13 protein-coding genes are annotated in these 12,444 nt (G+C 53.8%); 4 read left to right on the top strand and 9 right to left on the bottom strand.

Going from position 1 to position 12,444, the window contains the following annotated elements; genetic code table 11:
- Positions 1 to 100: 100 nt before the first annotated feature.
- Entirely contained in the window at positions 101 to 310 is a 210-nt protein-coding gene (locus tag ELY33_RS06970; protein WP_126945934.1) for a DUF1127 domain-containing protein, read from the bottom strand.
- A 250-nt stretch (positions 311 to 560) separates the two neighbouring features.
- Between ELY33_RS06970 and ELY33_RS06965 the strand changes: the two genes are divergently transcribed.
- Positions 561 to 2,003, top strand: a complete 1,443-nt coding sequence (locus ELY33_RS06965) for an aminotransferase-like domain-containing protein (protein ID WP_126945931.1) — start codon at positions 561 to 563, stop codon at positions 2,001 to 2,003.
- 19 nt (positions 2,004 to 2,022) lie between these two features.
- Here ELY33_RS06965 and pcsA read toward each other — a convergent pair whose 3' ends face one another.
- The 3 genes from pcsA to ELY33_RS06950 form a co-directional block, all read right to left on the bottom strand.
- The gene (gene pcsA / locus ELY33_RS06960; RefSeq protein WP_422822286.1) at positions 2,023 to 2,745 is read right to left on the bottom strand and encodes a phosphatidylcholine synthase; all 723 of its coding nucleotides are present in this window, start codon (positions 2,743 to 2,745) and stop codon (positions 2,023 to 2,025) included.
- Between the two features lie 116 nt (positions 2,746 to 2,861).
- Entirely contained in the window at positions 2,862 to 3,572 is a 711-nt protein-coding gene (locus ELY33_RS06955; protein WP_126945925.1) for an anti-sigma factor, read from the bottom strand.
- Complete coding sequence (locus ELY33_RS06950; RefSeq protein WP_126945922.1) at positions 3,551 to 4,114, bottom strand: sigma-70 family RNA polymerase sigma factor; 564 nt, start codon at positions 4,112 to 4,114, stop codon at positions 3,551 to 3,553. Before ELY33_RS06950 ends, ELY33_RS06955 begins: the two co-directional genes overlap by 22 nt.
- A gap of 185 nt (positions 4,115 to 4,299) precedes the next feature.
- Here ELY33_RS06950 and ELY33_RS06945 point away from each other — a divergent pair, with 185 nt between their 5' ends.
- Positions 4,300 to 4,851: a fasciclin domain-containing protein gene (locus ELY33_RS06945; protein ID WP_126945919.1), complete on the top strand. Its 552-nt coding sequence runs from the start codon at positions 4,300 to 4,302 to the stop codon at positions 4,849 to 4,851.
- Positions 4,852 to 5,197: 346 nt separating this feature from the next.
- Here the strand turns inward: ELY33_RS06945 and ELY33_RS06940 are convergent, their stop codons facing one another.
- The 3 genes from ELY33_RS06940 to ELY33_RS06930 all read right to left on the bottom strand — a co-directional run bounded on the left by ELY33_RS06940 (position 5,198) and on the right by ELY33_RS06930 (position 8,413).
- Positions 5,198 to 6,346 carry a histone deacetylase family protein gene (locus ELY33_RS06940; RefSeq protein ID WP_167470054.1) on the bottom strand — a complete coding sequence of 383 codons (1,149 nt, stop codon included), beginning with the start codon at positions 6,344 to 6,346 and terminating at the stop codon, positions 5,198 to 5,200.
- Between the two features lie 39 nt (positions 6,347 to 6,385).
- Positions 6,386 to 7,669, bottom strand: coding sequence for a DUF2254 domain-containing protein (locus ELY33_RS06935; RefSeq protein ID WP_208644213.1), 1,284 nt, complete (start codon positions 7,667 to 7,669; stop codon positions 6,386 to 6,388).
- 195 nt (positions 7,670 to 7,864) lie between these two features.
- Positions 7,865 to 8,413: a hypothetical protein gene (locus ELY33_RS06930; protein ID WP_126945910.1), complete on the bottom strand. Its 549-nt coding sequence runs from the start codon at positions 8,411 to 8,413 to the stop codon at positions 7,865 to 7,867.
- Between the two features lie 375 nt (positions 8,414 to 8,788).
- Between ELY33_RS06930 and ELY33_RS06925 the strand changes: the two genes are divergently transcribed.
- Entirely contained in the window at positions 8,789 to 9,238 is a 450-nt protein-coding gene (locus ELY33_RS06925) for a GNAT family N-acetyltransferase (protein WP_126945907.1), read from the top strand.
- Positions 9,239 to 9,257: 19 nt separating this feature from the next.
- On the opposite strand, the gene codA is transcribed toward ELY33_RS06925, so the two are convergent.
- Both codA and ELY33_RS06915 read right to left on the bottom strand, forming a co-directional pair.
- Positions 9,258 to 10,505, bottom strand: a complete 1,248-nt coding sequence (gene codA / locus ELY33_RS06920; protein WP_126945904.1) for a cytosine deaminase — start codon at positions 10,503 to 10,505, stop codon at positions 9,258 to 9,260.
- Between the two features lie 79 nt (positions 10,506 to 10,584).
- A complete protein-coding gene (locus ELY33_RS06915) occupies positions 10,585 to 11,199 on the bottom strand; it encodes a TetR family transcriptional regulator (RefSeq protein ID WP_126945901.1) in 615 nt (204 codons plus the stop codon).
- 147 nt (positions 11,200 to 11,346) lie between these two features.
- Between ELY33_RS06915 and ELY33_RS06910 the strand changes: the two genes are divergently transcribed.
- The gene (locus tag ELY33_RS06910; RefSeq protein ID WP_126945898.1) at positions 11,347 to 12,444 is read left to right on the top strand and encodes an efflux RND transporter periplasmic adaptor subunit; all 1,098 of its coding nucleotides are present in this window, start codon (positions 11,347 to 11,349) and stop codon (positions 12,442 to 12,444) included.

Below are 12,444 nucleotides of genomic sequence, written 5' to 3'. Positions count from 1 at the left end.
CAAGTGATAAGGTAACCCGCAGGAGGCTATCACAGGACCACCAACCAACTGATGGCTCTCAAGACCTAGCAATTCCACTGCGGCGGCCTGGTCATTGGCACTATTGATCATCATGGCAGGCTGGGCGGTGGTATTTGAAAGATGGACGTTGCCAAAACCGCTTATGCCCCTCTTTGCGTGCTTCGGCGCGGGTGATGCCGATATCCGCCAACAGTCGGTCATCGAGAGTTAGCAACTGGCGGCGGCTACGACGGCGCTGATGATAGTGGCGTAACTGGCAGCGAATCTGGGTGAGGCTGAAGCGTGGCATGGCGGTTCTCCTTGATGGCGATGTGCTCAACCAGATTACGCAGCCGTGCTTCAGCAATACAGATATAGACTTTTCTATTTTCAAGATACAGTTGGCCTGTGTAATGCCTCTGTATGCTTATTAGTGATGTGATCTGTATTGTTTGGGAGATTTTATTTAAAACTGTATTGTAGGCTATCTTTAAAACCGTCTTTAAGACTGTCTTTAAAACCGTCTTTACAACATCGACAGATAGACAGGAGTCAGGGAGATGACGCGCTACGAGGAAGTTGCTGGCATTTTGCGGGAGCGCATTGAGCACGGTATTTACCGCGTGGGCGATCGCCTGCCTTCTATTCGAGCGGTATGTCAGGAGCTTGACGTTGGTATCTCGACCGCTCAGGAAGCCTACCGGCAACTGATGGATGTGTCGCTGATTGAGTCGCGACCTAAATCGGGCTACTTCGTACTTCCCAGCAGAGTCCCTTCGGTGCTGCCTTCTGTCTCTCGTCCGGCGCAGTGCCCACTGGATGTATCCCAATGGGATCAGGTATTAGAGCTAGTCGCTACTCAACGCGATGACGCCCGGCTGCTGCTGGGGCGCGGTGTGCCGAACTTGGCCTACGAAACGCTTAAGCCGCTGTCGAAAATACTGGCGGGGCTGCATCGCAGCAATGATTTGAATGGTTTTAACTACGACAAGCTGAGTGGCAGCCCTGAACTACGTCAACAGGTAGCACGGTTGGCCATTGCGTCCGGCTGTTTGCTGCACCCTGATGACATCATCATTACCACTGGCTGTCAGGAAGCGTTATCGATTGCGCTGCGCACCCTTACCCAGCCCGGCGATGTGGTTGCCGTGGATTCGCCCAGTTTCTATGGCACCATGCAGATTCTTAAAGCCAATGGTCTAAAAGCATTGGAAATTCCCACTGACCCGCAAACGGGTGTCAGTTTGGAGGCGTTGGAAATGGCCCTGGAACAGTGGCCAATCCGTGCCATACAGGTCACCCCGACCTATAACAATCCGCTGGGCTACACTATGAGCGAGACGCGCAAACAGGCGCTGTTTAAACTCGCTCAACGCTTCGACGTGGCTATTATTGAAGACGATATCTATGGGGATCTTGCCTATACCCACCCTCGGCCACCTACGATTAAATCTTTCGATGACGATGGGCGAGTGCTGTTGTGTAGCGGTTTTTCGAAAACGGTGGGGCCAGGGCTGAGAGTGGGCTGGATGGCGCCGGGATGTTACCGAGATAAGGCGCTGCATATGAAGTATGTTTCTACCGGTGCCTCGGCCACATTGCCGCAGTTGGCGGTGGCAGAATTCGTTGCCAAAGGGCACTACGAGCGCCACCTCCGCTATGCTACTCGTCAATATCAGCGCCAACGGGACATGATGATCAGCTGGGTGCAGCGCTATTTTCCTAAAGGCTCGGGCATTAGCTATCCGCAGGGCAGTTTTTTATTATGGGTAGAATTACCCGCCGCTGTGGACTGTGTTCGCCTAAATGAACGCTTGGCTCAGCGCGCTATCCATGTGGCACCCGGCTCGCTATTTTCAGCCTCGGGCAAGTTTCGCCAGTGTTTGCGGCTTAACTATGCCTTTACGCTAACTCCAGTCATTGAAAGTGCCGTGCGCACCGTGGGCGAACTGGCCGCTGAGATGGTGGAAGAAGCCCAGCGGCATGAGGGGGCGCTGAAGTGAACGCCATGCTATCGCTGAATCAAAATGCTTCTTTAACGGTGCGCCATACGCACATACCAATGAAGTAAACGGATGCAATGCCCCAACCCCATAGTGCCCAGGCGGCGTGCTCGGGGCTTGAGAGGACTAACGACGTTGTGCAAATGCACCAGACTAGTGTGACGGCGATATTGAACAGCATGAACTGGCGCACCCGAAACGGATGAAGGAACTTCATCTTTGTCACGGTGAGGATCGCTAAAAAGACGATAGCGGCAAAGGTGATGAACGGCGGTAAATCGAGGATATAAAAATAGGCGGCGGCGATATTCCAGGCAGCAGGAAAGCCAACGAAGTAATTATCCTGGCTTTTCATGTTCGTGTTGCAGAAGCAGAACATTGAAGACAGCAGAATGATGAACACTGCCAATAGCCCAAAATTAGTCGGTAATTCAATGAAGTAATAAATGAAAAGGGCGGGAATGAAGGCCCACGTCAGATAGTCGATGACCATATCTAGCGTGGAACCATCGAAATGAGGCAGTAAGGCTTTTACGTCGTATTTGCGCGCTAAGGTACCGTCGACCCCGTCGATCATCATTGCGGCACCTAGCCAGAGAAGGCAGGCAACGGGGTTGTTGTCGACCAGCGCGAGAAGCGCCATCGTGTCGAGCAATACGCCGCTGGCGGTAAATACGTGCACGCTCCAAGCCTTACATAGTGAAGCGCGGGATTCTGTGTGCGAAGAGAGCGATTGGACCACGTTAACCCCATTGGGAACGTGATGTCCCCTTGCTGTTCGGTGTATAGATGCATGTGTAAAGCTTATACCCTACTACAAGAAGGCACACGGCGAATACGCAGATCGTCTAAGAAGTCTCACAAGTTGAGCGTGTTACCGCGCATAGGTGTCAAACGTCCGGAATCGATGATGGGGCCAGTGGGTTGACCTTCAGGTGCGCCGCCGTGTGGCTCAACACTAACGGCTAGGTCAGCAGTGAATAATTGTGCTCGTAGCGCGTCACTGGGGTGTAAGCGCTGGTTACCCTGGGCGGGTAGCAGGCCTAGCGAAACCGGCGTGCCATCGGCGATCAACCAGAGTTCGCCGGTCTGGTTCTGGCCGACCTGAGAGGGTTGGATCGTTTGGACAATCAACTCGCCTTGCTCGGTTGCGCTAATAATCCAGCCTGGCGTGCGCGATTCATCCTGAACCACAAATACCGCTTCGCCTTGAAGAGGTATGGTCAATTCAGCTTGCTGCCAAAGAGCGCCGAAAACTATTGCGACTACCCCAAAACCGGCAGCGATAGTTTGCCATGCGCCAAGGCGTTGCCACCAAGAGAGAGGCAGTGTCCCGGTTGCCTGGGTAATACGCTGCCAAACCTCTTTAGGCGGCGTTTTAGGATCCAGCTGTTCGTTGAATAACTGCAAATACTCCCGCCAACTATCCACGTCATTACGTAGATCGTGACTGACGGCTAACAGCGCTTCAAAGCGCGCTTTCTGATCGCGGTCCAACACCCCGAGGACGTACTCGCCCGCCGCTAGGTGGCGTTCATCAGGGTTGGTTAAATCCCATTGGTTAGACATGTTTTTAACCTCTCTAGTCCACGGCGGATCCAGCTTTTAACGCTGCCCAGCGGTTGGGACAGAGAGTGAGCAAGCTCGCTATGCGTTAACCCCTGAAAATAAGCCATCTCCATTAACTGGCGCTGCTGAAGACTTAGGGTGTCCAAACAATCATTAAGCCGATCATTTTTCTGGTGGCTGATACTGTCACCTTCTGGGTCTTCGGTACCTAACAGCGTTGCTAATAGGGGTTCATCAGTGGTTGCGTCTTGTGGCTTCTGTCGGCGTAGCCAATCGATGCCGGCATTGCGCGTCAGTGTTGAAAGCCAGGTCATCGGTTTGGCTCTGGTGGCATCGTACTGACTGGCAACGCGCCATATGTTGATAAAGACATGCTGTAGGCAATCCTGTGCGGCGCCCTCGTCTCTTACTATACGCATCAGTTGGGCATACAGATGCGCACTGGAGGCACGATAGAGCCTTTCAAATGCAAGGCGGTCGCCTTGGGCGCAGCCATTAAGCTGGTCAATAAGGTACTGTTGGCGTTGCGTGGCATCTTGCATTCAGACATCTCTGCGCGGTAAACCGAATTACCAGTCTTGGGTAGCGTGGCGTTGAAGGCAATAGACACCATATTCAGCGGCCCATAAATTTTTTGAAAAAAATGCATCCACCTGGGTATTCGCTCCGTAAGTGTTAATGAGCTCGCATTGTTGAGCCATTCTAATGACAACCAGGAGATGCCCACATGAAACTCAAACTTCTTACTGCTAGCCTTTGTGCCGCTGCCCTTTATGCAGGTACTGCCGCTGCTGATCATGGCTCTACCATGGTGGGCGGGGCCAACATGCTTCCCGAGCGTAATATTATCGAAAATGCCGTTAACTCTGGTGACCACAAAACGCTGGTGGCGGCTGTGCAGGCGGCTGAGCTAGTTGATGTGTTGCAAGGCGATGGCCCTTTCACGGTATTTGCCCCCACGGATGAAGCCTTTGCGGCGCTGCCCGACGGCACCGTTGATGTGTTGCTACAGCCCGAGAACCTCGAGCAGTTACAGACCATTCTGACGTATCACGTAGTGCCAGGTAACTTGACGCGTGAGGCCCTGTGGGAAAATGTCATGGAAAAAGACGGCACAGTAGCTTTTAAAACCGTGCAAGGAGAGCACCTCTCCGTCGTGCGCAATGGTAATAACTTGATGGTGATGGATGCCCAAGGCAACAGCGCTAACATCACGGTGATTGATGTAGCACAGGCGAACGGTGTCATCCACGTGATTGATAGTGTGTTGATGCCTTAACCAAGTACATCTGGCGAATTCATGATCATTCGCCCAATGTTTGGTCATCCCACCGCCTGGAGCTTTCAGGCGGTGGGCTTGTCTAGGAAGTAAGGTCGATGGAAAAGACGATGGGTAATATTCATTGAAAACGCATAATTCGTTCAAATAGCTCTATCAATGCTTATGAATAATAAGCTGTGTCACAAAGGTCGTCTAACGGAACGAAATTACTGCCGAACGAGTTCGGCAACGTTCAACTCACCATAATTCGCTCGGGTGATGAATTGAGCTCATACCCAACGCCTTTACGCGTAAGTGCAGGAAGCTCTCCCTTCGAGAAATAAACGTTGCGATATTTCCGATATCATCGTGAAGGTTCGATCTTAAGAATGCCCCGTGCACGCTGAATGTTCAGCTCTTGATGAAACTGGGCGGCATCCGCCACCGCCCTGCAACCAGGGTCATCCGGCATGATATTGCACGCAGTTACTGGGTTCCCCGCCAGCACCTTTACAACAGCATGGGCACTATCAGCCAAGGCCTGGGCGTTGTAGCCGCCCTCAAGCAGCACCACCAGACGGCCCTCGCATAGCTCATCTGCCAGGTCACTCATGCGCTGGGCGAGAATGGCAAAGCCGGTCTCATCCATAGCGCAGACCATATCGAGATAATGACAATCAAAACCTGAGGAAACCAGCAGAATATCGGGTTGGAATGCTTTTGCCGCCGGCTTCACCACCTCGTCAAACACCTTCAGCAATGCCGCATTGCCGCTGCCCAGAGGCAGCGGGACGTTGATTTGAGAGCCAACTCCCGCTCCTGCCCCGGTTTCAAGCAGTAGGCCGCTGCCCGGATAGAAGGGCGCCGCACAATGGCTATCAACCACCAGCACGGAAGGATCGGAATAAAAAATTTCCTGAGTGCCATTACCGTGGTGCATATCCCAGTCCCAGATCATCACTCGTTGATAGCCAAGGCTCTCACGGGCATGAGCAGCGGTAACCGCAAGATTGTTGTACAGACAAAAGCCCGAGGCATGGTCTGAATGGGCATGATGGCCGGGTGGTCGCACGATACAGAACGCCCGCCGTGCCTCACCCGCCGAGATGGCCTCGACAGCGCTGATTCCCGCGCCAGCAGCCAGGCGAGCCGCTTCCACACTACCCGGTGATACCGCCGTGGTATCTTGGGCCAGCCAGCAGGATTCACCTTCCAACGACTCAATATGAGCAACATAGGTCTTGTCATGAACCCGCTCAAGTTGAGCGCGGCTGGCCGCCGTCGGCAGCATCCAGCGGACCCCGTCGATTGGATCAAGCATCAGCCGGTCAACGATCGCCGTCAGTCGATCTGGGCGCTCCGGGTGACTGTAGGTTTCCAGGTTGCTGCCGGGATATTGCAGTGCAATCATCGCCTTGACAGCGTCGGTCCAGGCCGGATGACTGGGGTCCCATCCGTGCGGATTGTGACCAAGCATCCGCATGTCGTAGTAGGCCAATACTGGTGTTGTCATTGCTATCATCCGATTTGGAGCCGCTTGCATGAACGGCGACTAAAGGGCCGAAAACGCAGCCTCTGTGCGTACCGCATCGATATCGTCGGAAAGTGTCAGGGCGGCTTCCGAATAGGCTAGCGCCCTCCGTGAGTGTTTTTTAGCGGCCACGGCTATCTGGGTGTCGTCGGTTTCGGCCAGGGCGCAAAAGGCTTTCTGCAGCCGAATAGACACCTCAACCATACCCGCGCCATCACGGGCGATGGCGGTGAAGGCGTCATCGAATAAATCATCGACCACCAGCTCAGGAACCGACACACGGTCGTAAGTGATGGTCTGAACTTTTTCTTTTTCAAGTGGGGATTGCCAAAGCGTAAACAGGCGTAACAGTGTGCCAATGACATTGATAGCGGTTCCCGGGTCATTGATGCCAGGTGACAGCGCTTTGTCGGCGATCTCGGACAGCGCAAGCAGCCCAAAGCGTGGATCATCTTCAAAGGTGCGGTTTGAGCTGATGGAGAAAGCGCTGGATAAAGCGTTTGGCTCGGTCCCCTCACGCGCCTTGATATACTCTTCTGCGCACCCTTCAATATGAAGCAGTGGAAGGTGGGTGTGAATAAACGTACCAGGCAGTGCCGTTACCGTCACGCGGCAGTTGAGTGCTTCAGCGCTGGATTGTAGGGTCTCCAGATCGATGTGCTGAACATAACCAACCGTTGGCGAAAATACCGGCACTCCTTTGCCCTCGACCTGGTTCGGGGACGCTTTCAAAGCACCCAGCGTCGGCGCATGGCGGCGGCGATTCAGTGCATCGCTGGCTGCCTTTTCCACTTGTTCAATGGTGTTCACCACACGGCCCAGCCGGGCGATCCTGTCCACCCAGCGAACGAATGTGATGATGACAATGGCAAACACCAGAAGGGTAAGCACGAAAATCGCAAAACGGCCCGCGGATTCAAACAATTCATTCTGGATGGCTATCAGGGAAACAATACTGAAGATGAAGGCGCCTATAAACGCAGACAATGCGTTCTGGGTAACGTCATCGGCAATAACCAGTGGTATGGAACGAGGTGTTGCACCGGCACTGGCGGATGCATAAGCAGCCACCATAGAGCCCACGGCAAACGTAGCGATCACCAGCATGCTGGATGCCATGATGGATAGTAGGGATTCGACGGATTTCAGAGTGACATCCGGTAGCATTCCAGAAAGGCCTACATCGTCAGCCAGTCTGGCAACGAATATGCCACCGACAGACAGCACGCAAAGTGCCAGTGGCTTGACCCACAGCCGCTCTTTAATCCGGCTGAAAAAAAAGCGTAGTTTGTCTGTGCTTAACATTAGCTTGTCTGTGTTTAACATAGTAATAACGCTGATATTGTATCCTTGGTCATCATGCGTAGGATCCCTCAAGGATTGCCGGGCTAGAGAGGGTGCGCACGGCATACAGCATTTTTAGGAGCATCGGGGCAGCGACAGTTAACGCGTCACCGGCACCGCCCCCTCCATCATATTGAAACAGTACTATAACCGGGTTCAGAAGTTATAACCCAGGCCTAAAGTGTAGGCCCAAATGCCGTCCTCCTGGAACGCATCGGTAGCATCGCTGGTGTCGCTGAACAGGAATTGATACTCCGCGCGTGCTAGGAAATAGGTCTTGGGCTGCACGTAGTACTTTAACCCCGTTTCCAGGCCAGCAAAGGCACTGTCCTTGACGCCGTCGCCATAGATGCTGCCAAGACTGGCACCGACGAAAGGTCGTGCGCGGTCGTTGAGAAATTGGTAGTTGAGGTATCCACGGGTTGAACCGTTCCAGAAGTCATCTGTGACACCTTCACCCTCAATATCGGCGTAATTCAAACTCTGGCGGACCCCAGCCACCATATTATTCTGCAAATACCAGCCCAGATCAGCGGTCACGCCGAAGTTGCCGCTATTGAAATTCCGGTCGTTGCTGCCAGTTCCTGAGAGGGAGAATTCACGGTCTCCCTCGCGTGGGCCAAACTCAACAGATTGTGCGGATACTGCCAAGGGCAGGGCCCCTAAAAGACAGAAAGTGATCGCCGCAGTCTTGACTCTACTCATGGGAAGCTCCTTGTTCACATTATGCAAATTGCATTTCCGTGATGCGCCCATTCATACCGGACGCGGGTTGAAGCGCAGCAAATGGTGGTACAGTTTTCGATGCCAGCGCACACCTATAAGATGGGGGGGTATCACCCGCCCGTCTGTTCGCAAGCACACAGATGCTCTGCGCGGTAACCTACATGGCCCACTCGCGACACCTGTTGTTCGATTGCGTCCTAAGCGAGGCGATTCGTAGCTAGATCGTGACGCCATGCTCCAGCAGGCAGCGTCTCAAAATGTATTGCCTATGCTGTAGTTCGTTGTCGATACATTGTTTACGCAACATGCAGACGAAGCCGACTCGATGAAGAATGCTTTTAAGGAGGTGTCACAATGAACACAATTCGCTCAGCGACCATTGACGATCTTGATGTCTTAACCGAACTGTTGGATGGCTATCGGCAGTTTTATAATCAGCCGAGCGATATCGGTGCGGCGCGTGACTTCTTGCGTCAGCGCTTTGGGCAGGCGGACTCGCGTATTTTAGTTAGTGAGAATAGTGGCGGTAACCTCACCGGCTTCGTGCAACTTTATCCTGGGGTTTCCACGGTGGGCTTGAATGCCCGTTGGACACTAAATGATCTTTTTGTGTTGCCAGAGTGTCGCGAGAAAGGCACGGGTAGGGCGCTTATGGACGCTGCCACCCAACTGGCTCGCGAGCACGGCGTCGCGCGGTTGATCCTTATGACCCAAGTAGAAAACGAGCCTGCACAGCGGCTTTATGAATCATTAGGCTGGCAGCGAAATACCGCGTTTTATGGCTATCTACTGGATGTGACATAAGAGGGTGTTATCTGCCTGTTCAGCCAAGCCACGGAGGGGTGATGATCTTGGCCGGCTCGCGCTGCATGATCACCTCGCCGTGGCGCACGGAAAGTAGCACCTCGCCCTGGTTGCGCAACACGCTGTAGTCATCCTCGCCGTCCAACAGGGTGAAGCTGGCGGGTTTGCCGACCGCGATGCCGTAATGCTCTTCAATATTGAGCGTACGCGCGCTGTTATCGGTAATCAGTGAAAGGGCCTGGCTGAAATCCTGATAGCCCATCATTTGGCAAATATGCAGACCAAAATCCAGCGTTCGCAGTAGCTTGCCATTTCCCAGGGAATACCAGGGATCAAAGATGGAGTCCTCGGCAAAACAGACATTAATGTCCGCTTCGTTGAGTTCTTTGACGCGGGTAAGGCCGCGCCGTTTTGGATAAGTGTCAAAGCGCCCCTGAAGATGAATGCTTTCGGTTGGGCAAGACACAAAGTTGATGCCCGAACGCTTGAGTAGTAGAAACAGCTTGGAACAGTAGGCGTTATCGTAGGAGTGCATCGCCGTGGTATGGCTGGCGGTCACGCGGTTGCCCAGGTCATTGAACAGTGCTTCGCAGGCCAACACTTCAAGAAAGCGCGAGTTGGGGTCGTCGATCTCATCACAGTGCACATCTACCAATCGGTCGTATTTGATGGCTAGCGCTATCACTCGCTTAATGGAAGCAACGCCTAGCTCGCGGGTGTATTCAAAGTGGGGAATGCCACCGACAACATCCGCGCCGATCTCGAGCGCCTCTTCCATCAGCTTGTCGCCGCCAGGGTAGGAAAGCAGGCCGTCTTGGGGGAAAGCGACCACTTGGATAGTGATTTTATTTTTCAGTTCGTCACGCAAGGCACACAGGGTTTTAATGCCGATTAGGCTAGGGTCGCTGGTGTCGGCGTGGGTGCGCACAAACTGAACACCGTTGCTAATCAATAAATTAAGCGTTTTTAGCGCGCGCTCGCGAATATCTGCTTCGGTAAGCATGGGCTTGCGCTCGCCCCAGCGCTCAATGCCTTCAAACAGCGTACCGCTTTGGTTCCAGCTTGGCTCACCCGCCGTTAGCGCGGCGTCTAGGTGAATATGCGGCTCAATAAACGGTGCGCAAAGCAGCTTGCCGCCCGCATCAATCTGGCCTTCGCTCGCGGTTAGCGGCGCGTCTTGGGCGGTAATCGCTGTGAACGTGCCGTTCTCAATCTCAAGTCGGTAAAGCTCAGGGCGCTGGCGAAGACGGGCGTTAATGATCTGCATGTGGTGTCCTCTCATCAAGTAAATCGGCATCTTCTAGTGATGCAGCAAGCCGCGTGCAGCCCATCGACTCCTAGCCCGCTTACTCCACCAACAGACCCCGCATCAGCGTCTCGACCATGCTTTTGTACTCGTCTGCCAATGCAAATTGCTGCGGGTCTTGTAGCCAGTCAAAGCAGATGCCGATTAAAAAGCTATGAAACTGACGTCGGGCACTTGCGGCGCTAAGGCCCTGGCGTAATTGGCCACTTAGCTTAGCCTGTTCGAATAGTTGTTCGACTCGCGCTTTAGAATACTCTGACAACTGCGTAATCATGCTGATACGTGGGTGGTCATCTTCTAATTTTTCGCAGCGGTGTAGCACGATGGTGGCGGCTCGTTGCAGGGGGAGGTTGTAGCAGATAGCGCTAAGCGCACCGTGGGCAATCTCCTGCAAGCACTGGGTGGGGGCGTGGCCTAAACGAAGCACTGCCTCATCGACAATGTCATCGAGGGGCACGCGAACACGCTCTAGCAGGGCATCGAATACCGCCGCTTTATCCTCAAAATGCCAGTAAATCGCACCGCGAGTAACGCCAGCCGCTGTGGCAATATGGGCCAAAGTAGTGCGCGATACGCCTTGAGCGAGAAACTGGGTTTCTGCAGCATCAAGAATGGACTCGCGGGTGCGTTCAGCCTCAGCTTTGCGGCGCGACATAGCAACTCCTTAAAAAAGTACCCACATATTGGCATTACTGAATGGCAAAGTCGCCAGTGGCCTATTAGTATACACTTTCACTGACATTCATGAATGTCAGTATAATTCTCATAACTGAGTATTGATAACACCGCCGAGGAGTCCGCTGTGCGTAACCCTGTAATTCGATTGCTTCCAGCAGTGCTGGCCTTGCTGCTGGCAGCAGGTGATGCTTATGCAGAAAGTCACAATGAATCTCCTCCCCGGCCGGTGAAACTGATCACACTGGAAGCGTCTGGTGCCGCACTACAGCGACAGTTCCCTGCGCGTGTAGAGGCCACCACCCGCAGCAACCTGGCGTTTCGCATGGCGGGTGAGCTTTTAGAGCTTAACGTGAGCCCAGGCCAGCGGGTAACGGAAGGCACTCTGATCGCACGTATTGATGACCGTAATATGCGCAGTGAATTGGATAGCGCCCGTTCGCGGTTAGAGCTGGCGCGGGCAACCCATGAGCGCATGCGCTACACCCTAGAGCGTGGCGCGATTAGCCAAGCGCGGTTTGATGAGTCGGAGGCTGAGCTGCGTGCCGCAAGGGCGACCTTTGAACAGGCCGAAGAGCAGCTAGAAAATACGCAACTGCGCGCCCCTTACGATGGTGTGATTGCCCAAGTGCCGGTGGATAACCGACAGATTGTCCAGGTGCAGGAAACCGCGGCGGTGATTCAGCAGCCAGGGCAGCTTGATGTGATTTTTCATTTACCGCAGCAGATCGTTCAGCAAATACCGCGCAATGACGACGTAACGCCGGTTGAAACGGCGATGGCGTTTGAAGTGCGGTTTGGCAATAGCGAAAAGCCCTACCTTGCGCAGCTGGCGTCTTATACCACCCAGGCCAGTGCCCAAAGCCTTGCCTATGAAGTAACGCTTCGGCTACCGCAGCCAGACGATATCACGCTGCTTGATGGTATGAGCGCCATCGTGCGGCTTGATTTAGGCCAGTTGTTACCAGCGTCCGAAAATTCTGTTTGGCATTTGCCGCCCGAGGCCATTAGCTACCCAGGTGAGAACCCAGAGCAGGCCGTGGTGTGGCGTTTTCAAGCACCTGATCGCTTAGAAGCGGTGCCGGTCGAGGTAGGGCGTTTAACGTCAAAGGGGTTAGAAGTGAGTGGCGAACTAGCCGCCGATGATCGTGTGGTCGCGGCAGGCGCTCATCGCGTCAGTGCTGATATGCGGGTAACACCATGGAAAAAGGAACAGGGGCTATAG

Origin of the sequence: Vreelandella andesensis (assembly GCF_003989795.1) — a bacterium.
Classification (GTDB): Bacteria; Pseudomonadota; Gammaproteobacteria; order Pseudomonadales; family Halomonadaceae; genus Vreelandella; species Vreelandella andesensis.
Note: the sequence above shows the minus strand (reverse complement) of the source record. Positions and strands in the feature narration are given on the sequence as shown.